Genomic DNA, 23,780 nt, shown 5'->3' with positions numbered 1-23,780 from the left:
CTAAAACAAAAAAGACCTTTATTCAAGGTCTTTTTTTATCACTTCATCCATTTCCTTTATCCGTTTCTTACGATCCTTGATAGGACCGTCTTTCGTATCATTCTTGAACACATTGTCGGCACGGTCGGCCACTTCGCCGCTCCACTCTTCAAATTTGTTCGTAGCCGGACGACCATTCGGTTCGATATTCTCTTCGGCAATCGAATCATGTCTGTTAATCATATCATCCATAAGTTTTTATTTTTATAGGTTTATGGCTATAAGACAATAAAGAACTAGAAATGTTTGTTGTTTTAATGACTTTTGAAGAAATTAAAGGAAAAGTACAGGCATCTATCGAACTGACGTTAAAGGTACTATGTATCCTATAAGATGAGGGTCCGTTTCCCCATAGGGAAACGCCAGTATCCACTCCTGGAAACGAACGTACCCCAGTAGGGAAACGTGCGTACCTTAGGTAGGAAACAAGAGTTTCCTCTAATGGAAACTAAAGGAAACTATACTACATTGATTATCAGATACGTAAATAAACATCAGCCATTCTTTATCTAGAAAAAAATTCAGGTGATAGGTGATAGATACGGTGATAGGTTGCTACAACCTGTCACCAAGTCTGAAACACCGATGAATAAAGGGTTTTCAAGTTGCCGGTGATAGGTGATAGAGGATTTTGGATTTTTACTTGGGAGAGAGTGGTGATTTATTTGGCACGATAACTCTTCGGACGGAAAGGAATATACAAGGTATAATTGCTATCCGACGGCTTTCCCCCAACAAGGGCAGGCGACCATTTCGGCATCCCTTTCACTATGCGAAGTGCTTCTTCTGCAAATTCAGGATGAGTGGAACGCAGAATGTGCGGACGAAGAATCACTCCCTCTTTGTCAATAGTAAATTCACAGAGGACATATCCTGATACATTCTTTTCCAAAAGGCTTTCCGGATAAATCATCTGTCCGGCGATATATTCTTCCGCATTCATGTCCGGAAAGTGAGCCAGTTCTTCGACTTGCCTACCCGAAAGCGTTTGTGAACGGGGACCTATCTGATAAATGCCTACATACATCGGTTTCTTGTAAGCATCCGGTTCTGCATTGCTGCGTTGCTGCAACTTTTTCAATAAGGCAGCAGCCTCTTCCGCCAAGGTCGGCTCCGAGATATTCTCACCTTTGGACAACATATATGCCGACTGGCAAACTAACACAAGCCGTTCCATCAAAGTTCCCTTGGCGGGCGACCACTTGCGTCCCATCTGCTCCTTCCCTTTCACACTAGTAGAAAAGAAATAATACACCACCCCGTCCAAACCTGCACTGGAACCATCCAAATCCTGTATCTGCTCAGTGACCAAACGAAAAATAGCACCCAAAGACTGGTAAAGCGATGCACTGATTACTACTGATTTAGTATCCACTTTCACCGTCCCTTTCTCCGCTTGCCAATAGGTGCGCGACAATGTATTTGAAACCAAAGTATAACGTCCGTTCCTCTTCTCAACCGACATCGCATATTCGGGTGAAAAGGAAGGGATAGCCACAAAACGCGCATAAGGTTGTTTTTGAAAGCCTGTATTTAGTAAAGAAAACACATTACGATAATATTCGCCCAATTCGCCTTTATAAGTAGAAAAAGGTCGCACCGGCTCCAAATAATCTATTTGAGCCATAAGGCGGAAAGAAAAAGTCAAAAGTAGAAGAGTGAAAACAATCTTTTTCATAAGTTGCCGGATTTTCGGTACGTATCGTTGGCAAAGATACAAATAATTTCGATGGCGCATGAAAAAATATAGCTGAATAAAAACATCTTACTCAAACATTTACCCTGTGTGACAAACATAATCAAGAAAAGGAAACGAATCACTGGCTTTATATCCCAGTGTTGTGGAATGCATCTCACAACACTGTGGAATTTTTACACAATTCCACAACTAGCCATTCCACAAATCAAAGATGTTTACCTCGTTTTCATCCTATTATATATCACTAATAATCAAACATTTTCACTTCAAACACATATTATGTATTGTCTTTTGGCATACTACTTGTTAAATATTAACAGGATACAACCCCTATAACAAATCTAAACTTAATCAAACATGAAAGGAATAAGAAAAGACGAATGGTTATTAAGTATTCTATTTATGTTTCTTTTACCATCTCATCTATTTTCGCAAGCTGCAAGTATGCCTGAAGAGCAACCGACGGAAATACAGGAAACCCAGGGAGATGATGACAGAAAAATAAAAGGAATCATTTATGATGAACAAGGAGAAACGATTATCGGAGCCTCTGTATTAATAAAAGGTGAAGAGACTGGAACCACCAGTGATATGGACGGTAAATTTACTTTGGAAGCTCCACTAGGAGCGACTCTTGTTATTTCTTACATCGGGTACCATCCGCAGGAAATAAAGGTAAGAAAAAGGACGACTCTCAATATCATACTGAAAGAAGACAATCAGTTGCTCGACGAAGTGGTAGTAGTAGGATACGGAACAGTTAAGAAAAGCGACTTGACGGGTTCCGTTTCGGGCGTATCGACCAGACAGTTCAAGAACCAGCCGGTGAAACGGGTGGAAAATATACTCCAAGGCCGCACGCCCGGTGTGGAAGTCACCGCAACAAGCGGTGTGCCGGGAGCGGGTATGAAGGTACGCGTACGGGGTACCACCTCTATCAATAAGAGCAGCGATCCTTTGTATGTGATAGACGGAATCATCTCTTCCAGTGGTCTGGACGGCATCAACCCCTCGGATATCCAGTCAATGGAAGTGCTGAAAGACGCTTCTTCTACCGCCATTTATGGTTCGCGGGGTTCAAACGGTGTCATTTTAATCACCACCAAAGGCGGCACTGAGGGAAAAGCCAGCATTACGTTTGACGCTTCCGTGGGGCTTTCTGCCGTAAGAAAACAATATGACTTACTGAACGCATACGAGTATGCAACGGCACTGAACGATATTCGTGGTTCGTCCACCATTCCCGCCGGAGACCTCGAAGCGTACAAGAACGGGACGAAAGGAATCAACTGGACTGACCTTATCACCCATACCGGCGTCACGCAGGATTACAGGTTAAGCATATCGGGCGGAAATGCCAAAGTGAAATATCTTGTTTCCGGAAATGTGTTGGATCAGGAAGCCGTCACAATCGGAACAGACTACAAACGTTACGGTATCCGGGCAAACATCGACGCAGACGTAAAACCGTGGCTGACAATATCGGCGAAGATGAATGCCAGCAGTCTGCACAAGCACAACAATGGCGCCAATTGGTTTCATATCACCAATTTCTCACCTACAATGGAAATGAAAGACGCGGAAACCGGCGTATATAACAGGGATCCGTACAACATCGCCAACGGTTCGAACCCATACGGAGAGTTGATGGTGAATTACAGCGACAGTTACAGCTATAACCTCAATGCAAACCTGACTCTTTTGTTCAAAATCATGAAAGGTCTTACCCTCTCAGTACAGGGCGGTTACGATTACGACCACAGTCCTTCTTATTCTTTCAAGTCGAAACTGGAAGCACCGGGTGCAATCAACAGCATGAGCAACACGAGCAATACGCACAACTACTGGCAAAACACCAACAACCTGACCTGGCAGAGGCAATTCGGTGACCATAGCGTCACAGCGATGGCTGTATGGGAAATAAGCCGTTCATGGGATACAGGCTTGCAGGCTACCGGCTCTAATCTGAACAACGAGAGCGTAGGCTACTGGAATATCGCCAATGCCGCCATAAGAAACGCGAGCAACTCGTACACCGAAGCATCCCTGGCTTCGGGAATCATACGTGCCAACTACGACTACAAGAAGCGGTATTTCATCACTGCCGCATTGAGAGCTGATGGTTCATCCAAATTTCAGGGAAACAACAAATGGGGCTATTTCCCATCCGCAGCAGTAGCCTGGGACATAGCCAAAGAGGGATTTATGAGCGACCAACACGTACTGGAACAACTAAAACTAAGAGGTAGTTTCGGTGTCACCGGTAATCAGGACATTGCCGCTTACAGCACATTAGGAATGTTGTCGAGTGCAGCTTATGGCTGGGGAACCTCCACCGCTTTCACCGGATATTGGGGCAACCAGTTCCCGACACCCGGCATCACCTGGGAAAAAACTTATCAGTATGACCTCGGTGTAGACTTGAGTCTGGGCGGTTTTAACATTACCTTCGACTGGTTCAAGAAAATGACCAAAGACCTGCTCTTCCAAAAACAAGTGCCCAAGTATAACGGTGGCGGCACTTATTGGGTGAACCAGGGCGAATTAAATAATACGGGAGTTGAATTTTCCGTCAATACCTTTCCGGTGAAAGGAACCGTGACTTGGGAAACAAGCTTCAATGCCGCTTATGTGAAGAATGAAGTAACCGACCTTGCCGGCAGCGATTTCGTACTGACAGCCAATTATAGTGACTTGGGCGGTGCGATGCAAATCATGAAACCCGGCTATCCGATGGGGTCTTTCTACGTATATCAGTGGAAAGGGTTCAATGACAAAGGTGCCAACCTTTATCAGAAAGCGGACGGCAGCCTGACAACCAGCCCCACCTCCGGAGATTTGGTAGTCAAAGGACAGGCAAGCCCGAAATGGACACTGGGATGGAATAACACAATCAGTTGGAAGAACTGGACTATCAACGTTTTCTTCAATGCCGCTACCGGATACAACCGTCTGAACATCAGCCGTTACACGACAGCATCCATGACGGGTAATTCACGTTTCGTCACCCTGCGCGATGCTTACTTCAAAGGTTGGGATCACGTAAACAACAAAGCAGAAGCAACTTACCCAAGCCTTACCAACACCGACAGCAAAAATTACGCCAACTCGGACTTCTGGTTGGAAGACGCTTCTTTCGTCAAATTGAAGAACATTAGCATTTCATACCGTATCCCGAGACGGGTCGCCAAATTTGCAAGCATACAATTGTCCGTCAGCGCACAGGATCTCTTTACAATCACGCGCTACAAAGGAATGGATCCCGAAGTTTACACGAGCTACGACGGTCTGGATTATGGCGCCTACCCTATCCCCCGTACAATTACTTTCGGTGCTAAAATCAGATTTTAACCATTGAACCTATAAAAAAAGAATAAGATGAAAACAGCATATAAATATATAAGAAGGACATTACCATTCGTTTTCGCAGGCTTATACCTGACGTCGTGCAACGACTTCCTGACAGAAGACCCTAAAGGGCAGTTGACTTCAGAAAACTTCTTCAGCAATAAAGAAGACCTCGACGCTTCACTGACAGCATTGTATTCTGTGATAGCAGGTTCGCAAGCCAGCAACAACCTTTGCGGCACAAACTTTCTGGTCGGCGATGATATTTCCACCCACCCTTCCAGCAACAAGCAGCCTCTTAGGGAACATGACCAGTTTGATGTAAAGGATAACAACTCATGGTTGTCCAGCATGTGGGAACAGCGTTTCAAAGTTATCAAGGCAGCCAACTTTATCATAAACAATGCCGGACGCACTCCCGACGTGTCGGATGACGAAATCAAGGCAGCCATCGGACAGGCGCGTTATTGGAGAGCTTATTCTTATTTCTATCTGGTGACAACGTGGGGAAAAGTGCCTATCATGCTGGAAGAGGAAATCAATTACAATGCTCCGCTGAAAACGGAAGAGGAAGTGTATGAACTGATCATATCCGACTTGAAAATTGCAGAAACCGACTGCCCCATAAAGTACACCAAAGAGCCTTATGCAAGAAACGGATTCAATATCGCCGTAAGCCGGGCAGCCGTGAAAGCAACGATGGCTTATGTTTATATGTGTATGGCGGGATGGCCGCTCAACAAGGGTACAGAATATTATGAACTGGCCGCCAGCAAAGCAAAAGAAGTTATTGACGGCACGGAGAACGGCACTTATGACTATAAACTGTTGGACGAATACAGCAAAGTATATTCATGGGAATACAACAATAAGAATACGGAACTCCTGTTGGGTATCTATTACAACAGGGATCAGACTAACCAGGCAGCCCCCTTGACGGATTTTCTTCAGGATATGAAACAAGGCGGATGGGGTGACACAAACGGGGAAATCAAATTTTGGAAGGAGTTTCCGGAAGGCCCGCGCAAAGATGCCACTTATTTCCCAAAAATCATGCTGAACGACGGCGAACTGCACGACTGGTGGTATGACACCAATCCCCCTTCTCGCGAAGTAGTCGCTCCCGTTTTCATGAAGACTGTGGAAGGAGCCGTGCGCGGAACGGAATTTGATTATACAAATCCCAGCCTGGTCAATGCGGCAGGCGAAAAGACATTCCAATTGATACGGCTTTCGCAGGTATATTGCTGGTATGCCGAAGCGACAGGACGTTCGGGACAAATGAACGCAAAAGCCGTCGAAGTATTAAATAAGGTACGCAATAGGGCTGATGGCGAAGAATCCGATATATACAAGGCAACCATGAGCCCCGAAGAACTGGCGGAAGCTGCCTACAACGAGCATGGTTGGGAAATGGCAGGATATTACTGGGGCGGCATTGCAAGCCGGGCAAGGGATATGTTCAGAATGTACCGGTACAAAGACCATTTTGAATATCGCAAGGAAAACCCGGAAATCGAAGTGGCTCCTGGAGTGAAAAGAAAGGAAATAGTACCCGTCACGGGCACGTGGGACGACAGCAAGATGTATGTTCCCTATCCCTACGAGGATGCCATCCTAAATCCGAACCTAAAATGAACCGCCCTATAAAAACGTCTATATAGATTTCACCAACTGAAATAAATATTATATCTTTGCAAGGTTTTTACTAAGAAACTGAATAACAATATATCAAGAATATGATAGCTAAGATTGAACAACTTCTGAAAGAGGTGGAAGCCTTGCACGCCTCCAATGCCGAAGAACTCGAAGCTCTCCGCATCAAATACCTTAGCAAGAAGGGAGCCATTAACGACTTAATGGCGGATTTCCGTAATGTAGCCGTCGAACAGAAAAAGGAAGTCGGCATGAGACTGAACGAACTGAAGACCAAAGCGCAGGAGAAAATCAACGCGCTGAAAGAGCAGTTTGAAAGCCAGGACAACGGTTGCGACGGACTGGATTTGACGCGTTCGGCTTATCCCGTGGAACTGGGTACACGCCACCCACTTACCATTGTAAAGAACGAAATCATTGATATTTTCGCCCGTCTGGGATTCAGCATCGCTGAAGGCCCTGAGATTGAAGATGACTGGCATGTATTCTCGGCACTGAACTTTGCGGAAGACCATCCGGCACGCGATATGCAGGATACTTTCTTTATCGAAGCTCACCCGGACGTAGTATTGCGTACGCATACTTCTTCCGTACAGAGCCGTGTGATGGAAGTTTCACAACCGCCTATCCGCATCATCTGTCCGGGACGTGTATATCGCAACGAAGCTATCAGCTACCGTGCACACTGTTTCTTCCATCAGGTAGAAGCGTTGTACGTAGACAAAGATGTATCATTCACGGATTTGAAGCAGGTATTGCTGCTGTTCGCCAAGGAAATGTTCGGTGCGGATACGAAGATCCGTTTGCGTCCTTCCTACTTCCCGTTCACCGAGCCCAGCGCCGAAATGGATATCAGTTGTAATATCTGCGGCGGCAAAGGTTGCCCGTTCTGCAAGCACACTGGTTGGGTGGAAATCCTCGGTTGCGGCATGGTAGACCCGAACGTGCTCGAAGCCAACGGTATCGACAGCAAAGTGTACAGCGGTTATGCCCTCGGCATGGGTATCGAGCGTATCACGAACCTGAAATACCAGGTGAAAGACCTTCGTATGTTCTCCGAAAACGATACACGCTTCCTAAAAGAATTCGAAGCGGCATACTAATTTACGATTGGACAATTTACGATTTACGATTGATGGTAGCGTCTCTCGTAAATCGTAAATTTTCAATCACTCTATATTTTCACTATCCGAATGGGCACTCCCAATCGTAAATAGTAAATCGTCTAATCGTAAATAATTCCCATGGCAAAGGATAGACTCATTACTCCCAGTTATTGTTTCATCTTAGCAGCCAACTTCCTGCTTTACTTTGGTTTTTGGTTGTTGATTCCTGTTTTGCCATTCTACTTATCCGAATTTTTCGAAGCCGGAAATTCAACTATCGGCATTGTGCTTTCCTGCTATACAGTGGCGGCGCTTTGCATCCGTCCGTTTTCCGGTTATCTGCTTGATACTTTTGCCCGTAAACCTCTCTATCTTTTCGCTTACTTCATTTTTATGATGATGTTCGGGGGGTATCTTATTGCCGGTTCGCTTACCTTATTTATTATATTTCGAATCATTCACGGTGTCTCTTTCGGGATGGTCACGGTAGGCGGAAATACGGTGGTAATCGACATTATGCCTTCTTCACGCAGAGGGGAAGGATTAGGTTATTACGGGCTTACGAACAATACGGCGATGTCCATCGGGCCGATGTTCGGGTTGTTTCTGCATGATGCGGGAGTTTCTTTTGCTACGATATTCTGCTATGCGTTCGGTTCTTGCATCTTAGGTTTTCTATGTGCAAGCCTGATAAAAACGCCTTATAAGCCTCCTGTAAAAAGGGAACCGATTTCGCTCGACCGCTTTATCCTATTGAAAGGGATGCCTGCGGGACTTAGCTTACTGCTGCTTTCTATCCCTTACGGGATGACGACCAATTATGTAGCTATGTATGCCCACGAGATAGGTATCCATGCACAGACGGGATTCTTCTTCACTTTTATGGCGGTCGGTATGGCTATCTCACGGATATTCTCGGGCAAATTGGTAGACCGGGGAAAAATAACGCAGGTGATAGCTGCCGGATTGTATCTCGTTGTGTTCAGCTTTTTTCTGCTTTCGGGATGCGTGTATCTGATTAAGTGGAATGATACCGTATGCACGGTCTTGTTTTTCGGCATCGCATTGCTGATGGGTGTCGGGTTCGGGATTATGTTTCCGGCATTCAATACGTTGTTTGTGAATCTCGCTCCTAACAATCAACGGGGTACGGCGACTTCGACCTATCTTACCTCTTGGGATGTGGGAATCGGTATCGGGATGCTGACCGGGGGATATATTGCAGAAATCAGTACGTTTGACAAAGCCTATCTTTTTGGAGCCTGCCTGACGGTGGTTTCCGCTACCTATTTCAGAATCAAAGTAACGCCTCATTATCATAAAAACAAACTACGATGAGAAAAAAAGAACGTTATGAGAAAGTAATCGCCTGGTTTCAGGAAAACGTGCCTGTGGCAGAAACTGAATTACATTACAACAATCCGTATGAATTACTGATAGCCGTAATCCTTTCCGCACAATGTACGGATAAGCGGGTGAATATGATCACTCCGCCTTTGTACAGGGATTTTCCGACACCGGAAGCATTGGCTGCCACTACTCCGGAAGTAGTTTTTGAATATATACGGAGTGTGTCTTATCCGAATAATAAGGCGAAACATCTGGTCGGCATGGCAAAGATGCTGGTAAATGACTTTAATAGCCAGGTGCCGGACAATATGGATGATTTGATAAAGCTGCCCGGTGTGGGAAGGAAGACGGCGAATGTCATTCAGTCCGTAGTATTCAACAAGGCGGCAATGGCAGTAGATACACATGTATTCCGTGTCAGCCACCGTCTCGGACTAGTGCCGGACAGTTGCACGACCCCGTTCAGTGTAGAAAAGGAGCTGATGAAGAATATCCCGGAAAAACTTGTACCGATTGCTCATCACTGGCTCATCCTGCACGGTCGTTATGTTTGTCAGGCGCGTACTCCAAAATGTGACACCTGTGGTTTGCAAATGATGTGCAAATATTTCTGTAACACGTATAAAGTTACAAAAGAGGCATCAAAAGGCAAGAATAAATAACGATTTAATAGCAGGGAACCGAAATAAATAGTAACTTTGCGGTCGTTCTAAAAGAAGAATTTTAAAACACTTTTAAATAAAAATAGAGTATTATGCAGACAATTGACAAATTCAATTTTGCCGGTAAAAAGGCATTTGTTCGCGTGGACTTCAATGTACCCCTGGACGAAAACTTCAACATTACAGATGACACTCGTATGCGTGCGGCTCTTCCTACTTTGAAGAAGATCCTGGCAGACGGTGGTAGCATCATCATTGGCTCTCACCTGGGCCGTCCGAAAGGCGTTGCCGATAAGTTCTCTTTGAAACATATCATCAAGCACCTGTCTGAATTGCTGGGCGTTGAAGTTCAGTTCGCTAACGACTGCATGGGCGAAGAAGCTGCTGTAAAAGCTGCTGCTCTGCAACCGGGCGAAGTCCTGTTGCTCGAAAACCTTCGCTTCTATGCTGAAGAAGAAGGCAAACCGAGAGGTTTGGCAGAAGACGCAACAGATGAAGAAAAAGCTGCTGCTAAGAAAGCTGTAAAAGAAAGCCAGAAAGAATTTACCAAGAAATTGGCTTCTTACGCTGACTGCTACGTAAACGACGCATTCGGTACTGCTCACCGTGCTCATGCTTCTACGGCATTGATCGCTAAATATTTCGATACTGACAACAAAATGTTCGGTTACCTGATGGAAAAAGAAGTGAAAGCTGTCGATAAAGTTTTGAACGACATCAAACGTCCGTTCACTGCTATCATGGGTGGCTCTAAGGTTTCTTCTAAAATCGAAATCATCGAAAACCTGCTGAACAAGGTAGACAACCTGATTATCGCAGGTGGTATGACTTATACATTTACTAAAGCAATGGGCGGCAAGATCGGTATCTCTATCTGTGAGGACGACAAACTCGACCTGGCTTTGGACTTGATCAAGAAAGCTAAAGAAAAAGGTGTAAACCTTGTTTTGGCTGTTGACGCTAAAATCGCTGACGCTTTCTCTAACGATGCAAATACTAAATTCTGTCCGGTTGACGAAATTCCTGACGGATGGGAAGGTCTTGACATCGGCCCGAAGACTGAAGAAATATTCGCTAACGTTATCAAAGAATCAAAGACTATTCTTTGGAACGGTCCTACAGGCGTATTCGAATTTGAAAACTTCACTCACGGTTCACGTGCAGTAGGTGAAGCTATCGTTGAAGCAACTAAGAATGGCGCATTCTCACTCGTTGGTGGTGGCGACTCTGTAGCTTGTGTTAACAAGTTCGGTCTGGCTAGCGGTGTATCTTATGTTTCAACTGGCGGCGGCGCATTGCTTGAAGCAATCGAAGGAAAAATTCTTCCGGGTATCGCTGCTATTCAAGAATAAGAATTTATAGCTAATTTTTACAAGGTTAAAAATAAAAGGGCAATTCTTTGTGAAAAGAGTTGCCCTTGTTCGATAAGTATCAACCATAATCAAATAACAACTACTTCATGCGAAAAACACTTCTCCAACTGAAAGAGCGTATCAACCTTGCAGGATATGCACAACTCGGATATACAAAAGAAATCATGGAACACAAAATCGCTGAACCCAATGCCCGAGTTGACGTTGCCGACGTATTGAGAGGATTAGCTGGGCATTATTCTCTTGCACAGTATCGAACATTTCAATTTCTACTCTTTCCCGAAAGAGGTCCCTTTTGAATGGATGAACTTCACCGACCAAGCCATTTGGAGAGGGCAATCAATTTTCGGTTCTCTTTTGTTCTATCATTGGGGGTTCGAACTGGGACGGTATTTAGGAATTACATACAGTTTCCTTTTTGGCATCCTTTTTGTTCTATTACAAATGGCATTCTGTTCGTGGTGGCTCCGTCATCATAAACACGGTCCTTTTGAAGGTCTTTGGAAACGCCTGACCTGGATTGGAAAAAAATTAAAAATTAAATCACAATGAACGAAAAAACAATTAATGACCAATACGCATATATACGCACCTTGCTTGAGGACAAAAGGCTCAAGGAAGCCTTGATGCAACTGGAATCCTTGCTTTGGCAGTGTCCTGACTGGGATTTACGTACCCGTCTGGAACAATTGCAGACCTCATACAAGTACATGCTGGACTATATGAGACAAGGCGCAAACGACCCAGAGCGATGGAACCTGTATCAGAAAATGGTGGCGGACACATGGGGAATCGCCGACCAATCGCGGTTGCTCATGCTGGATAACGCTTCTTCAAGATATTATCATGAAGTGCGCCGCACTCCCGTGTCACCGGAATTGTCGGATTATGGCATTAAGACGATACTGCATATATTGGAGTCTTTTAATGACGACTTGGCAGTCAGCGGATTGCTGTCTGACGAAAAGATGGATGGAGTCTTGAAACGACATGAAGATACACTCAAATTTATGTTCATAAGAACTTGGACAAACAGTGCATGGAATCCGCAGGATGAAGAAGAAGCCCAAGCTATGCTGGTATCCGAATTACTTCCGGGAGATGATTTATGCTTGTTCGTCAGTGCTGTCACGTTGAGTCTAATGGAGTGTTTCGACTTACGGAAAATCATGTGGCTACTCGACGCATACCGTCATCCGGATGTCAACGTCAACCAACGGGCGTTGGTAGGTGCAATGATTATCTTCCACATTTACAGAAATCGGCTCACTTTCTACCCGGAACTTATCAAGCGGGTGGATCTCATGGAAGAAATTCCTTCTTTTGTTGATGACGTCGCACGTATTTACCGTCAGATGTTGTTGTGTCAGGAGACGGAGAAAATCGACAAGAAGATGCGGGAAGAGATTATTCCCGAAATGCTGAAAAATGTTTCTTCGATGAAGAATATGAGGTTCGGTTTTGAAGAAAACGACGAAGAGAATGACGATAAGAATCCGGACTGGGAAGATGCTTTCGAGAAGTCGGGATTGGGAGATAAATTGCGTGAAATGAACGAACTCCAGTTGGAAGGAGCCGATGTATATATGAGCACGTTTGCCGCTTTGAAGAATTATCCGTTCTTCCGCGAAGTACAAAACTGGTTTTATCCATTCAGCAAGCAGCAGTCTAATGTGCTAAAATCGCTGAAAAAGGTAGGAAATCAGGGAAGCAGTTTATTGGACTTGATTCTTCAGTCGGGATTTTTCAGCAATAGCGACAAGTATTCGTTATTCTTCACCATCCACCAATTACCACAGGCACAGCAGGATATGATGTTGAGCCAGCTCAACGAACAGCAGGTGGCCGAATTGGCGGAAAAATCGAATGCTGAAACAATGAAACGGTTCAATGAACGCCCGGGAACGGTTAGCAACCAGTACCTGCATGACCTTTACCGTTTCTTCAAGCTCAGTGTACGCCGTCAGGAATTCAGGGATATTTTTAAAGAAAAGCTCGATCTCCATCATGTCCCTGCGCTCGACAATGTGTTGTTTTGGGAAGATGTATTATTCCCTATTGCTGATTTCTATTTATCAAAGGAACGCTGGGACGAGGCTATCGAGATTTTTGAGGAGTTAGAGACTATCGGTGAATTTGATGAGGAAAGTGCAGAGTATTATCAAAAGTTCGGGTATGCATTACAGAAAAGAAAGAAATACGCAGAAGCTGTCAAGGCCTATCTGAAAGCCGATACGCTGAAACCGGACAATATCTGGAATAATCGCCATCTGGCTATTTGCTATCGGTTGAACAGGAATTATCAGGCAGCCCTTACGTATTATAAAAAAGTGGAAGAAGTTGCGCCCGAAGATGTGAATGTAACTTTCTATATCGGTAGCTGCCTGGCTGAAATGGGACAATATGAAGAAGCGCTGAATTATTTCTTCAAACTGGATTTCATCGAAAGTAATTGCGTAAAAGCATGGCGTGGCATCGGATGGTGTTCATTCATCAGCCTGAAATACGAGCAGGCGATGAAGTATTACGAGAAAATCATCGAACAGAAACCATTGGCTATCGACTATATGAACGCCGGACATGTTGCCTGGGTGATGGGAGATGTTCAGAAGGCGGCAGTTTTTTACGGAAAAGCGATTACAGCCAGTGGAAACCGGGAACGATTCCTTGAAATGTTTCATAAAGATGAGGAATCTCTCCTCAAACAGGGTGTTCGAGAAGAGGATATTCCTTTGATGCTGGATTTAATCTAGTTTGCCGCTTCTCCTGAGATTCAGGATTTTCTTCCTAGGATTCAGGATTCAAGCTTATCAACTATAATTTCTTTAACTCCCCGTACAGTTTCTGTATGGGGAGTCCCATTATATTATAGAAGCTGCCGGAAATAGATTTTACCCCGATATAGCCGATCCATTCCTGAACGCCATAAGCACCAGCTTTGTCCAAAGGCTGGTAACGGTCAACATAGTACTGGATTTCGTCTTCGGACAAGACATCGAACTGTACATCGGAAGAGGCGGTAAAGCTCTTTTGCCACTCGGTAGTGGTCAGACAAACACCCGTGAAAACCTGGTGGGATTTTCCTGAAAGCGTGCGAAGCATTTCAATTGCTCCTTCCCTACCTTCCGGCTTACCCAGGACTTTTCCGTCCAACCAGACGATGGTATCCGCCGTCACTAAAAGTTCTCCCGGTTTCATCATGGCACGATAGGCATCAGCCTTTTCGCGGGCAATAAATTCGGGTATCTCCGCACCTGCCAAAGTATCGGGATAAGACTCATCTACATCAGGCAATGTCCTGACGATATAATCTACTCCCAATCCCGACATTAACTCTTTCCGACGGGGTGAATTGGAAGCCAGTATGATCTGATATTTCTTTAGATTATCAAGCATTGTTCTATTTACGATTAGACGATTTATGATTGAAAATACCGTTTGTTGATGTCTGTCAATTATATAATTAATTTTATCACCAGCCAAAAGCATCTTGTGCCATCCACAAACCATGAGATTTCAAGACCTGCTCCACGACATCACGACCGCAGCCACGACCGCCGTCTGCATAAGAGATGTACTTCGCAACGGATTTCACTTCCGGCACTGCATCTTTCGGACAGCAGGGAAGCCCACATTCCCGCATCACTTCAATATCAGGCACATCATCTCCCATATACAATATCTCATCGTCGGACAATCCGTATTTATCTCGGAAAGCGCGATAATCATGTATCTTCACGGCAGACCCCATATACAAGTCCTTCACCCCCAATCCTTCAAAACGGATGCGTACAGCTTCTGTCCGCCCACCGGTGATAATGGCAATATAAAGTCCTTTTTTTACAGCCAGTTGGATAGCATATCCGTCCTTGATATTCACAGTGCGCATCGGTTCACCGGAAGGATGCAACGGAACTGTGGTTGAACTCAATACTCCGTCGACATCAAAAGCCAATGCCTTGATTCGGGATAAATCATAATTGATGGTGCTCATGAATACTTTTGCTCATTAGTTTATATATTTCCTGCAATGCCGGCGAGTCCGTCAACATCGCAAGATGATTGCTTATCACATTTTCGTCATAACGCACAGCCGGACCGGTTTGCGCATCACGGGGTGCCAGTTCGTGCACCTTACGCGCCGTTTCATCAATTAACGGAAGCATAACGTCGAAAGGCAAGTTATACTTTTCAAGTAGTTCCGCCGCCAAGGCATACATATGATTGGTGAAGTTACAGATAAAAACAGCGGCAAGATGAAGGCTCTTGCGCTGTTCGGAAGTTGCCTCATAGACATTCTCCGAGAGAGTGGCGGCAATAGCTTTCAGAAACTCCGCATCTTCCGGTCTTATGGCTTCAATAAAGAAAGGTATCTCTTGAAATTTGACTTCACGCTGCTTGCTGAACGTCTGCATCGGATAGAACACTCCATAGCGTTCTGTATATCCTTCCCAAATACTCATTGGAATACTTCCTGCCGTGTGTACCAACAGGGCGTTTTGTTTGCCTTCCGTTATCTGGGGCAATAATTCTACAAAAGCAGCATCTTTCAAAGATACGATATATAATTTGGCTTCTTTCGATATTTCCTGTAAGTCGGTGGTATATTCAGCTTCTACCTGTCCGGCTAAGGCACGGGCGGATTCTTCAGTCCGGCTGTATATCTGCACAATGCGGAACCCCTTATGATAGAGCGCTTTTGCCAGGTTGGTAGCCAGGTTTCCCGCACCGATAAACACAATCGGGGTATCTTCTATACTTCTATTCATCATTTATTTACCGTTTCTCTATCGTTTTGCAATCCAAAATAAAACAACTCCGGCAATCAGTAATGTCAGTGGCAGCAAATATCCTGACAGTGAACCCAGCAGTGACATTACCAAACCGATATTCATCACCAGCCAAAGCCCCAACAATACGAAGCCGATGGATTTATCGCGTTTGAAAATAAGGAAACAGATAGAAGCATACAGCAACATATTATCCTTATTCATCACCCAGGGCAAACCGATGGAAGAAAAATGAATCAGTTTATCAATCAGATAGAGTGTTCCGATTACCATAAAGGTAACGGCAGTAGCCATATAGGTGTCTTTACTATTATTTGCTTTAGCAGCTCCCATTGTTATTTCCCCCCAAACTTATTTATATGAATTTTCTCCCACTGAAGATGTTCTTCGTTGAAAGGTTTACGTTCCATCCCTTTGTGTCCGATAGCTATGACGGAAAGAATTTGAAGTTGTAAAGGGATATCCAATATCCCATGGACAAATTCATCAGAAGGCATCCCGGTAGCAGTGAAGCGTTCACGCACCTGTACCCAGCAGCTTCCCAAGCCCAGGTCTTCTGCCTGTAACTGTATCATAATGGAAGCAATAGCAGCGTCTTCAATCCAGACATCACTCGCCAGCGGATCGGCCATTACGACAATTGCCAAAGCGGCATCGGCAATAAAGGAAGAAGCCTGTTCCTTACAATGGGACAACTCTTTCAACATTTCTTTATCATCAACTACTACGAATTGCCAACTATTACTGCGTTTGGAAGAGGGAGACATCAAAGCTGCTTTCATCAATGCAACAACTTCATCTTGTGTCAGTTCTTCATCAGTAAACTTGCGCATACTGCGACGGTTCTTTATCAATTCACTGAAATTTTCCATATTATTTCCGGTTTCATTTGATTAATGTATGCAAAGATAATGCAAACGGGGCGTAATAGAAAATAAAATAGTATCTTTGCACTGACAAATAATATCAAGATATGAAAAAGCGAATTACGCAGGACGATTACATTAAAGCGAATCGTAAAGCAAGCCGGGAGGCTGAAATAGAGATGTACGGACACCCCATTTGTCATAAACGGGTGCACCAGTCAAAGAAAGTTTATAACCGCAAAAAGATAAAGGCAGCTAACAAAGAGCTGCCTTATTTTTTATACTGTTTCCGATAATATCAGATTTAAGAAAAACCTGTTTACACAATCCTGCTCAACTCTCCGGTCGTAGAATCAATAATAAATCCGTAGACTTTTACATCTGTCGGTATCAAAGGATGGCGCATTATAAAATCGACAGTCCCTCTCACCGACTTCTCCGTATCTTCAAAGCCATCCAACCAGGAATGAAAGTCAACTCCGCAAAAACGCATCATGTCGATATAATCTGGGTTAATCCCCCGTGCTTTCATTTTTTCGATCATTTCTTCACTGTGCATATGGCAAGCTCCACAGTCAGAATGTGCAATTACCATGATTTCTTCCACTCCTAACTCGAAAATAGCCACAAGCAAACTACGAATCACACTACCAAAAGGATGGGAAATAACACCTCCTGCATTCTTAATCATTTTTACATCTCCATTCTTGATGCCCAATGCGGCAGGCAGCAAAGCTGTCAGTCGTGTATCCATACAGGAAAGAATAGCAATTTTCTTATCGGGATACTTATTTGTAATATACGCTTCATATCCCTTGTTCTCAACAAACTTTTTGTTGTAAGCAAGTATTTCTTCTAACATAGCTTTTTATTTGATATGTAACCATACAAAGATAAAGAAAAAAGAACATATTATCACAACATACCTCTCTAAAATCATTCGCGTTACTTTAAATCATCCCAACAAATTCTCTATTTTATTGTTGAATGAAGAATAAAAAGTGTAAATTTGTACCTAGATGCCACTTAAGCTAACAACATATTATAAAGGAAAGGATATTCCTGATTTATCAGGAAAGAATACATTCCACTCCAAAGAGCTGTTTCAGATTTATGAAGCAACTCCAGGGTATACACCTTTATTAATAGTAGCGACAGAAGATGGTAAACCAGTGGCACGCTTACTTGCCGCTATCCGTAAGGCAAAGAGATGGCTTCCATCCTCTTTGGTGAAACATTGTGTGGTATATAGTGAAGGCGAAGCTTTGGATGAAACCCTCTATACCAATAAAGAAAAAGCGGAAGAAGTATTCGGTGAGATGCTCGAACATCTCACTCAGGAAGCATCACGAACTTGTTTCCTCATCGAATTCCGAAATCTGAATAATTCTATGTTCGGTTACAAGTTCTTCCGAAGCAATGATTATTTTCCGGTCAACTGGCTACGGGTCCGCAATTCGCTGCACAGTATGCAAAAGGTCGAAGACCGATTCAGTCCGTCGCGTATCCGGCAAATAAAAAAAGGGCTTAATAACGGAGCAATAGTGAAAGAAGCGCATACCGTAGAAGAAATACGTGATTTCTCACGAATGCTGCACAAAGTATATTCTTCCCGCATACGCAGATACTTTCCTGCCAATGATTTTTTCAGGCATATGAACAGTATGTTAATCAAAGGAAAACAGGCAAAAATATTCATTGTAAAATATAAGGAGAAGATTATCGGCGGCTCTGTTTGCATTTATTCCGGCGACAGTGCTTTCCTCTGGTTTTCGGGTGGGATGCGAAAGATTTATGCATTGCAATATCCCGGTGTACTCGCTGTTTGGAAAGCTCTGGAAGACGCTCACGAACGTGGATTCCGGCATATGGAGTTTATGGATGTAGGACTCCCGTTCCGCAAGCACGGTTACCGTGATTTCGTACTTCGTTTCGGTGGAAAGCAAAGCAGCACACGCCGCTGGTTCCGCGTCAGTTGGACTTGGTTGAACAAACTTCTAGTCAAATTTTATGTCTAAATGTAATCTCAAGATTGCAAAACGACTTCCAGTGCTCCTTTCCTGCCATTTTTTATGCTTTATAACCCAACAATTAAATGCAGAAATATTTCTTTATTAGGTAAGAAATGCCTTTCTTTGTGCTGTTTTATGCCATATAAGCACATAATTAAAACCAAATAATAAAAGTATAGTTATGAAGATTTCACACATTGAGCATCTGGGCATTGCCGTAAAAAGCATCGAAGAGGCCCTTCCTTACTACGAAAATGTATTAGGTCTGAAGTGTTACAACATTGAAACAGTGGAAGATCAAAAAGTAAGAACTGCTTTCTTAAAAGTAGGCGAAACAAAAATCGAACTGTTGGAGCCGACTTGCCCTGAGAGTACCATTGCTAAGTTTATCGAAAACAAAGGTGCAGGTGTTCATCACGTTGCATTTGCTGTAGAAGATGGTGTAGCCAATGCTTTGGCGGAAGCGGAAAGCAAGGAAATCCGTCTTATCGACAAAGCTCCGCGCAAAGGTGCCGAAGGTTTAAGCATTGCTTTCCTTCACCCGAAATCAACCTTGGGTGTACTGACAGAACTCTGCGAACATTAATCATAAACTCTAAAACTAACAAGAACTCATGAGTAATCAACTTGAAAAAATTAAAGAGCTTATTGAACGCCGTGCCGTAGCACGTCTCGGGGGCGGCGAAAAAGCAATTGCGAAGCAACATGAAAAAGGGAAATATACAGCACGCGAGCGTTTAGCCATGTTGCTGGATGAAGGTAGCTTCGAAGAAATGGACATGTTCGTTGAGCATAGATGCACGAACTTCGGCATGGACAAAAAACATTATCCGGGTGACGGTGTAGTAACCGGTTGCGGTACTATCGAAGGACGCCTGGTGTATGTATTCGCACAGGATTTCACCGTTTCTGCCGGTTCTTTATCAGAAACAATGTCACTGAAGATCTGCAAAATCATGGACCAAGCCATGAAAATGGGTGCCCCTTGTATCGGTATCAACGACTCAGGTGGCGCACGTATCCAGGAAGGTATCAACGCTTTGGCTGGTTACGCAGAAATCTTCCAACGTAATATTCTCGCTTCCGGTGTTATTCCGCAGATTTCCGGTATCTTCGGTCCTTGTGCCGGTGGTGCCGTTTATTCTCCAGCTTTGACAGACTTCACACTGATGATGGAAGGCACTTCTTATATGTTCCTAACCGGACCGAAAGTTGTGAAAACTGTGACAGGTGAAGATGTAAGCCAGGAAAACCTCGGCGGTGCAAGCGTTCACTCTACCAAATCAGGTGTTACTCACTTCACTGCCCAAACTGAAGAAGAAGGTTTTGCGCTTATCCGCAAACTGTTGAGTTACATTCCTCAGAACAATCTTGAAGAAGCTCCTTACGTAGATTGCACAGATCCAATCGACCGTCTGGAAGATTCTCTGAACGATATCATTCCTGACAGCCCGACTAAGCCATACGATATGTACGAAGTTATCGGTGCTGTTGTTGACAATGGAGAATTCCTGGAAATCCAGAAAGACTATGCCAAGAATATAATCATCGGTTTTGCACGTTTCAACGGTCAATCCGTAGGTATCGTTGCCAACCAACCCAAGTATCTGGCAGGTGTGCTTGATAGCAACGCATCTCGCAAGGGTGCACGTTTCGTTCGTTTCTGCGATGCTTTCAATATTCCTATCGTATCATTGGTAGACGTACCGGGCTTCCTTCCGGGAACAGGCCAGGAGTACAACGGCGTTATCCTTCATGGTGCTAAATTGCTGTATGCTTACGGTGAAGCTACCGTGCCTAAAGTGACTATCACATTGCGTAAGTCTTATGGCGGTTCTCACATCGTGATGAGCTGTAAACAACTTCGCGGAGATATGAACTATGCATGGCCGACAGCCGAAATCGCAGTTATGGGCGGTGCAGGAGCAGTAGAAGTATTATACGCACGTGAAGCGAAAGATCAGGAAAATCCGGCTCAGTTCCTTGCTGAAAAAGAAGCGGAATATACGAAACTGTTCGCCAATCCTTACAATGCAGCTAAATACGGTTACATTGATGATGTGATAGAACCACGCAACACACGTTTCCGTGTCATCCGCGCTTTACAGCAATTGCAGACAAAGAAACTGACCAATCCGGCTAAGAAGCATGGTAATATTCCGTTGTAATCCTACTTTTCACATTAAAACAAGAACGATTATGAACAAAACCAAAATCGGAATATTCCTTTCTTTGCTGTTGCTGGTTGGATTGACTTCTTGCGGAGAAAAGAAGTCGAACAACAAGCTAATGCTGAACGAAATCCTGATAGATAACCAAAGTAACTTTCAGGATGATTACGGCTTGCACAGTGCATGGATTGAAATATTCAATAAATCATTTGGTAGCGCCGACCTGGCAGCTTGCTTGTTAAAAGTTAGCAGCCAACCGGGCGATACAGTTACTTACTTTATTCCGAAAGGTGATATACTTACGGTAGTGAAGCCACGCCAACATGCCTTATTTTGGGCAGACGGACAACCTAACCGTGGAACTTTCCATACCAATTTTAAACTGAATCCTGAAACAGCCAATTGGATAGGATTATTTGACTCCGGCAGGAAACTAATGGATCAAATTGTAATACCGGCAGGTGCTTTGAAAGCCGATCAATCATTTGCCCGTGTAAGTGATGGAGCAGCAAACTGGGAAGTAAAAGGAGCAAGCAGTGACAAATATGTTACTCCAAGCACTAACAACAAAACTCTTGACAGCAATGCCAAGAAGGAAAAGTTTGAGGAACACGATGCTAATGGTATTGGAATGGCCATTTCTGCCATGAGTGTAGTATTCTGCGGATTGATTCTTCTTTTTATAGCCTTCAAGATTATAGGAAAAGCAGCCGTTAATTTGAGCAAGCGCAACGCTATGAAATCTAAAGGCATCGACAAGCATGAAGCTAAGGAACTGTCACAAGCTCCGGGCGAAGTTTATGCTGCTATTTCTATGGCATTACACGAAATGCAAGATGAAGTGCATGACGTAGAAGAAACAGTGCTGACCATCACTCGTGTAAAACGCAGCTACTCACCATGGAGTTCGAAGATTTACACGTTGCGTGAAACTCCTTCCAGAAAGTAAGTCACCTTTTAAAAAGTAAAAACGATGAAAGAATATAAATATAAAATCAACGGTAACTTATATAAAGTAACCATCGGAGATATTGAAGACAACATCGCTCATGTAGAAGTGAACGGTACACACTATAAAGTAGAAATGGAGAAACAGCCGAAGCCTGTTGCAAAACCTGTGACAGTACGCCCGATGCCTAATGCTCCTACTGCTCCTGCTCAAGTAGTGAAACCAACCGCTCCATCTACCGGAAAATCAGGAGTGAAATCTCCGCTGCCGGGTGTGATCCTCGACATCAAAGTGAATGTAGGCGATACTGTAAAGAAAGGACAGACCATTATCATATTGGAAGCCATGAAGATGGAAAACAATATCAATGCGGATAAAGACGGTAAGGTTACTGCCATCAACGTAAATAAGGGAGATTCTGTTCTTGAAGGTAATGACCTCGTAATTATTGAATAATATGGGAGATTTTATAAACTTTTTAGGAAACAACCTTGCCGACTTCTGGACCTACACGGGTTTTGCTAATGCTACCGTAGGACACGTGGTTATGATTCTGGTAGGCTTGGTATTCATCTATTTGGCGGTAGCCAAAGAATTCGAACCGATGCTTCTGATTCCTATCGGATTCGGTATGTTGATCGGTAATATACCTTTTAATATGGATGCCGGGCTGAAAGTCGGTATTTATGAAGAAGGTTCGGTATTAAATATATTGTATCAGGGAGTGACTTCCGGATGGTATCCGCCGCTCATTTTCTTGGGCATCGGCGCCATGACGGACTTCTCGGCACTTATCTCTAATCCGAAATTGATGTTGATCGGTGCGGCAGCACAGTTTGGTATCTTCGGTGCATACATGATCGCCTTAGCAATGGGGTTTGATCCTATGCAAGCCGGTGCAATCGGTATTATCGGTGGTGCAGACGGTCCGACGGCAATCTTCCTGTCCTCGAAGCTGGCACCTAACCTGATGGGAGCCATTGCAGTGTCCGCCTATTCCTATATGGCGTTGGTTCCGGTGATACAGCCACCTATCATGCGTTTGCTCACCACAAAAAACGAACGTATCATACGTATGAAACCGCCGCGTGCCGTTTCTCACACAGAGAAAGTGATTTTCCCAATTATCGGTTTGTTGCTGACTTGCTTCCTGGTTCCTTCCGGTCTGCCTTTGTTGGGTATGCTGTTCTTCGGTAACCTGTTGAAAGAAAGTGGTGTAACCCGTCGTCTTGCCAATACGGCAAGTGGTCCGTTGATTGACACAATTACTATTCTGTTAGGTTTGACAGTAGGTGCTTCTACTCAGGCTTCCGAGTTCCTTACTTTCGACTCTATCAAGATTTTCGCTCTCGGTGCATTGTCATTCGTTATTGCAACTGCATCAGGCGTGATCTTCGTGAAGATATTCAACCTTTTCTTGAAGAAGGGTAATAAGATCAATCCATTAATCGGTAACGCAGGCGTATCTGCTGTTCCCGACTCGGCACGTATCTCACAAGTGATTGGTTTGGAATACGATTCGACCAATTATTTGCTGATGCACGCTATGGGTCCGAACGTAGCAGGCGTAATCGGTTCAGCTGTTGCCGCCGGTATCCTGTTGGGATTCTTGATGTAAAAGCAAGGGGCAATCCCCCCACCGAGTTTCTATTCGGTAGGCTTTAAAATTATAAAAGTAGATTTTTCTACTCCGAAAAATGCTTCTTTCTGCAGAAAGAGGCATTTTTTATTGTAACTCTTTACGTTGTGCAGTATTCTT

At 44.0% G+C, this 23,780-nt stretch carries 23 protein-coding genes and 1 pseudogene; 16 read left to right on the top strand and 8 right to left on the bottom strand.

Features of this window, described 5'->3' with window-relative positions; all coding sequences use genetic code 11:
• Positions 1-18: 18 nt before the first annotated feature.
• Together CLIN57ABFB40_RS02665 and CLIN57ABFB40_RS02660 are read right to left on the bottom strand one after the other, a co-directional pair.
• A complete protein-coding gene (locus CLIN57ABFB40_RS02665) occupies positions 19-231 on the bottom strand; it encodes a hypothetical protein (RefSeq protein ID WP_175628764.1) in 213 nt (70 codons plus the stop codon).
• Between the two features lie 469 nt (positions 232-700).
• Positions 701-1,717, bottom strand: coding sequence for an energy transducer TonB (locus CLIN57ABFB40_RS02660; RefSeq protein ID WP_175628763.1), 1,017 nt, complete (start codon positions 1,715-1,717; stop codon positions 701-703).
• A gap of 378 nt (positions 1,718-2,095) precedes the next feature.
• Here CLIN57ABFB40_RS02660 and CLIN57ABFB40_RS02655 point away from each other — a divergent pair, with 378 nt between their 5' ends.
• The 9 genes and pseudogenes from CLIN57ABFB40_RS02655 (at position 2,096) to CLIN57ABFB40_RS02620 (ending at position 13,986) form a co-directional block, all read left to right on the top strand.
• Positions 2,096-5,089, top strand: coding sequence for a SusC/RagA family TonB-linked outer membrane protein (locus CLIN57ABFB40_RS02655; protein WP_175628762.1), 2,994 nt, complete (start codon positions 2,096-2,098; stop codon positions 5,087-5,089).
• 27 nt (positions 5,090-5,116) lie between these two features.
• Positions 5,117-6,724 carry a RagB/SusD family nutrient uptake outer membrane protein gene (locus CLIN57ABFB40_RS02650; RefSeq protein WP_175628761.1) on the top strand — a complete coding sequence of 536 codons (1,608 nt, stop codon included), beginning with the start codon at positions 5,117-5,119 and terminating at the stop codon, positions 6,722-6,724.
• A gap of 101 nt (positions 6,725-6,825) precedes the next feature.
• Positions 6,826-7,845 carry a phenylalanine--tRNA ligase subunit alpha gene (gene pheS, locus CLIN57ABFB40_RS02645; protein ID WP_175628760.1) on the top strand — a complete coding sequence of 340 codons (1,020 nt, stop codon included), beginning with the start codon at positions 6,826-6,828 and terminating at the stop codon, positions 7,843-7,845.
• A 141-nt stretch (positions 7,846-7,986) separates the two neighbouring features.
• On the top strand, positions 7,987-9,186 hold the full coding sequence (locus tag CLIN57ABFB40_RS02640; protein WP_175628759.1) for an MFS transporter: 1,200 nt from the start codon (positions 7,987-7,989) through the stop codon (positions 9,184-9,186).
• On the top strand, positions 9,183-9,860 hold the full coding sequence (nth, locus tag CLIN57ABFB40_RS02635; RefSeq protein ID WP_175628758.1) for an endonuclease III: 678 nt from the start codon (positions 9,183-9,185) through the stop codon (positions 9,858-9,860). The genes CLIN57ABFB40_RS02640 and nth overlap by 4 nt, the downstream gene beginning before the upstream one ends.
• Before the next feature lie 92 nt (positions 9,861-9,952).
• Positions 9,953-11,212 (top strand): phosphoglycerate kinase, encoded by a 1,260-nt coding sequence (locus CLIN57ABFB40_RS02630; RefSeq protein WP_175628757.1) that lies wholly within the window; start codon positions 9,953-9,955, stop codon positions 11,210-11,212.
• Positions 11,213-11,319: 107 nt separating this feature from the next.
• The gene (locus tag CLIN57ABFB40_RS20180) at positions 11,320-11,532 is read left to right on the top strand and encodes a hypothetical protein (RefSeq protein WP_254871689.1); all 213 of its coding nucleotides are present in this window, start codon (positions 11,320-11,322) and stop codon (positions 11,530-11,532) included.
• A 34-nt stretch (positions 11,533-11,566) separates the two neighbouring features.
• Positions 11,567-11,785, top strand: a pseudogene (locus CLIN57ABFB40_RS20175) (DUF418 domain-containing protein); the annotation flags it as partial.
• Positions 11,782-13,986, top strand: a complete 2,205-nt coding sequence (locus CLIN57ABFB40_RS02620) for a tetratricopeptide repeat protein (RefSeq protein ID WP_175628756.1) — start codon at positions 11,782-11,784, stop codon at positions 13,984-13,986. The pseudogene CLIN57ABFB40_RS20175 and the gene CLIN57ABFB40_RS02620, both read left to right, overlap by 4 nt.
• A gap of 61 nt (positions 13,987-14,047) precedes the next feature.
• On the opposite strand, the gene CLIN57ABFB40_RS02615 is transcribed toward CLIN57ABFB40_RS02620, so the two are convergent.
• The 5 genes from CLIN57ABFB40_RS02615 to CLIN57ABFB40_RS02595 all read right to left on the bottom strand — a co-directional run bounded on the left by CLIN57ABFB40_RS02615 (position 14,048) and on the right by CLIN57ABFB40_RS02595 (position 16,895).
• Positions 14,048-14,629, bottom strand: coding sequence for a Maf-like protein (locus tag CLIN57ABFB40_RS02615; protein WP_175628755.1), 582 nt, complete (start codon positions 14,627-14,629; stop codon positions 14,048-14,050).
• 76 nt (positions 14,630-14,705) lie between these two features.
• The gene (locus CLIN57ABFB40_RS02610; protein ID WP_175628754.1) at positions 14,706-15,227 is read right to left on the bottom strand and encodes a KdsC family phosphatase; all 522 of its coding nucleotides are present in this window, start codon (positions 15,225-15,227) and stop codon (positions 14,706-14,708) included.
• Entirely contained in the window at positions 15,208-16,002 is a 795-nt protein-coding gene (locus CLIN57ABFB40_RS02605; RefSeq protein WP_175630326.1) for a Rossmann-like and DUF2520 domain-containing protein, read from the bottom strand. The genes CLIN57ABFB40_RS02610 and CLIN57ABFB40_RS02605 overlap by 20 nt, the downstream gene beginning before the upstream one ends.
• An 18-nt stretch (positions 16,003-16,020) precedes the next feature.
• A complete protein-coding gene (locus tag CLIN57ABFB40_RS02600; protein ID WP_175628753.1) occupies positions 16,021-16,356 on the bottom strand; it encodes a hypothetical protein in 336 nt (111 codons plus the stop codon).
• A gap of 2 nt (positions 16,357-16,358) precedes the next feature.
• Positions 16,359-16,895 carry a nitroreductase family protein gene (locus CLIN57ABFB40_RS02595; protein WP_175628752.1) on the bottom strand — a complete coding sequence of 179 codons (537 nt, stop codon included), beginning with the start codon at positions 16,893-16,895 and terminating at the stop codon, positions 16,359-16,361.
• A 101-nt stretch (positions 16,896-16,996) separates the two neighbouring features.
• On the opposite strand from CLIN57ABFB40_RS02595, the gene CLIN57ABFB40_RS02590 reads away from it, so the two are divergent.
• Positions 16,997-17,185: a hypothetical protein gene (locus CLIN57ABFB40_RS02590; protein ID WP_175628751.1), complete on the top strand. Its 189-nt coding sequence runs from the start codon at positions 16,997-16,999 to the stop codon at positions 17,183-17,185.
• A gap of 23 nt (positions 17,186-17,208) precedes the next feature.
• Here the strand turns inward: CLIN57ABFB40_RS02590 and CLIN57ABFB40_RS02585 are convergent, their stop codons facing one another.
• On the bottom strand, positions 17,209-17,751 hold the full coding sequence (locus tag CLIN57ABFB40_RS02585) for a beta-class carbonic anhydrase (RefSeq protein WP_175628750.1): 543 nt from the start codon (positions 17,749-17,751) through the stop codon (positions 17,209-17,211).
• Between the two features lie 157 nt (positions 17,752-17,908).
• Here CLIN57ABFB40_RS02585 and CLIN57ABFB40_RS02580 point away from each other — a divergent pair, with 157 nt between their 5' ends.
• The 6 genes from CLIN57ABFB40_RS02580 to CLIN57ABFB40_RS02555 all read left to right on the top strand — a co-directional run bounded on the left by CLIN57ABFB40_RS02580 (position 17,909) and on the right by CLIN57ABFB40_RS02555 (position 23,639).
• Entirely contained in the window at positions 17,909-18,907 is a 999-nt protein-coding gene (locus tag CLIN57ABFB40_RS02580; protein ID WP_175628749.1) for a GNAT family N-acetyltransferase, read from the top strand.
• Between the two features lie 175 nt (positions 18,908-19,082).
• Entirely contained in the window at positions 19,083-19,487 is a 405-nt protein-coding gene (gene mce, locus CLIN57ABFB40_RS02575) for a methylmalonyl-CoA epimerase (RefSeq protein ID WP_008999807.1), read from the top strand.
• Positions 19,488-19,515: 28 nt separating this feature from the next.
• On the top strand, positions 19,516-21,069 hold the full coding sequence (locus tag CLIN57ABFB40_RS02570; RefSeq protein ID WP_175628748.1) for an acyl-CoA carboxylase subunit beta: 1,554 nt from the start codon (positions 19,516-19,518) through the stop codon (positions 21,067-21,069).
• 31 nt (positions 21,070-21,100) lie between these two features.
• Positions 21,101-22,021: an OadG family transporter subunit gene (locus tag CLIN57ABFB40_RS02565; protein WP_175628747.1), complete on the top strand. Its 921-nt coding sequence runs from the start codon at positions 21,101-21,103 to the stop codon at positions 22,019-22,021.
• A gap of 24 nt (positions 22,022-22,045) precedes the next feature.
• Positions 22,046-22,477 (top strand): acetyl-CoA carboxylase biotin carboxyl carrier protein, encoded by a 432-nt coding sequence (locus CLIN57ABFB40_RS02560; protein ID WP_175628746.1) that lies wholly within the window; start codon positions 22,046-22,048, stop codon positions 22,475-22,477.
• A gap of 1 nt (position 22,478) precedes the next feature.
• Positions 22,479-23,639 carry a sodium ion-translocating decarboxylase subunit beta gene (locus CLIN57ABFB40_RS02555; protein ID WP_120467209.1) on the top strand — a complete coding sequence of 387 codons (1,161 nt, stop codon included), beginning with the start codon at positions 22,479-22,481 and terminating at the stop codon, positions 23,637-23,639.
• Positions 23,640-23,780 lie beyond the last annotated feature (141 nt).

This window comes from Bacteroides acidifaciens, assembly GCF_903181435.1.
Taxonomy (GTDB): domain Bacteria; phylum Bacteroidota; class Bacteroidia; order Bacteroidales; family Bacteroidaceae; genus Bacteroides.
Note: the sequence above shows the minus strand (reverse complement) of the source record. Positions and strands in the feature narration are given on the sequence as shown.

Bases quoted from the DNA above. Each gene is read 5' to 3' on its own strand.
- CLIN57ABFB40_RS02555 (WP_120467209.1), top strand. From the start codon at position 22,479: ATGGGAGATTTTATAAACTTTTTAGGAAACAACCTTGCCGACTTCTGG.
- CLIN57ABFB40_RS02640 (WP_175628759.1), top strand. From the start codon at position 7,987: ATGGCAAAGGATAGACTCATTACTCCCAGTTATTGTTTCATCTTAGCA.
- CLIN57ABFB40_RS02605 (WP_175630326.1), bottom strand. From the start codon at position 16,002: ATGAATAGAAGTATAGAAGATACCCCGATTGTGTTTATCGGTGCGGGA.
- CLIN57ABFB40_RS02630 (WP_175628757.1), top strand. From the start codon at position 9,953: ATGCAGACAATTGACAAATTCAATTTTGCCGGTAAAAAGGCATTTGTT.
- CLIN57ABFB40_RS02585 (WP_175628750.1), bottom strand. From the start codon at position 17,751: ATGTTAGAAGAAATACTTGCTTACAACAAAAAGTTTGTTGAGAACAAG.
- CLIN57ABFB40_RS02595 (WP_175628752.1), bottom strand. From the start codon at position 16,895: ATGGAAAATTTCAGTGAATTGATAAAGAACCGTCGCAGTATGCGCAAG.
- CLIN57ABFB40_RS02655 (WP_175628762.1), top strand. From the start codon at position 2,096: ATGAAAGGAATAAGAAAAGACGAATGGTTATTAAGTATTCTATTTATG.
- CLIN57ABFB40_RS02650 (WP_175628761.1), top strand. From the start codon at position 5,117: ATGAAAACAGCATATAAATATATAAGAAGGACATTACCATTCGTTTTC.
- CLIN57ABFB40_RS02665 (WP_175628764.1), bottom strand. From the start codon at position 231: ATGGATGATATGATTAACAGACATGATTCGATTGCCGAAGAGAATATC.
- CLIN57ABFB40_RS02570 (WP_175628748.1), top strand. From the start codon at position 19,516: ATGAGTAATCAACTTGAAAAAATTAAAGAGCTTATTGAACGCCGTGCC.
- CLIN57ABFB40_RS02615 (WP_175628755.1), bottom strand. From the start codon at position 14,629: ATGCTTGATAATCTAAAGAAATATCAGATCATACTGGCTTCCAATTCA.
- pheS (WP_175628760.1), top strand. From the start codon at position 6,826: ATGATAGCTAAGATTGAACAACTTCTGAAAGAGGTGGAAGCCTTGCAC.
- mce (WP_008999807.1), top strand. From the start codon at position 19,083: ATGAAGATTTCACACATTGAGCATCTGGGCATTGCCGTAAAAAGCATC.
- CLIN57ABFB40_RS02565 (WP_175628747.1), top strand. From the start codon at position 21,101: ATGAACAAAACCAAAATCGGAATATTCCTTTCTTTGCTGTTGCTGGTT.
- CLIN57ABFB40_RS02560 (WP_175628746.1), top strand. From the start codon at position 22,046: ATGAAAGAATATAAATATAAAATCAACGGTAACTTATATAAAGTAACC.
- CLIN57ABFB40_RS02580 (WP_175628749.1), top strand. From the start codon at position 17,909: ATGCCACTTAAGCTAACAACATATTATAAAGGAAAGGATATTCCTGAT.
- CLIN57ABFB40_RS02660 (WP_175628763.1), bottom strand. From the start codon at position 1,717: ATGAAAAAGATTGTTTTCACTCTTCTACTTTTGACTTTTTCTTTCCGC.
- CLIN57ABFB40_RS02600 (WP_175628753.1), bottom strand. From the start codon at position 16,356: ATGGGAGCTGCTAAAGCAAATAATAGTAAAGACACCTATATGGCTACT.
- nth (WP_175628758.1), top strand. From the start codon at position 9,183: ATGAGAAAAAAAGAACGTTATGAGAAAGTAATCGCCTGGTTTCAGGAA.
- CLIN57ABFB40_RS02590 (WP_175628751.1), top strand. From the start codon at position 16,997: ATGAAAAAGCGAATTACGCAGGACGATTACATTAAAGCGAATCGTAAA.
- CLIN57ABFB40_RS02610 (WP_175628754.1), bottom strand. From the start codon at position 15,227: ATGAGCACCATCAATTATGATTTATCCCGAATCAAGGCATTGGCTTTT.
- CLIN57ABFB40_RS02620 (WP_175628756.1), top strand. From the start codon at position 11,782: ATGAACGAAAAAACAATTAATGACCAATACGCATATATACGCACCTTG.
- CLIN57ABFB40_RS20180 (WP_254871689.1), top strand. From the start codon at position 11,320: ATGCGAAAAACACTTCTCCAACTGAAAGAGCGTATCAACCTTGCAGGA.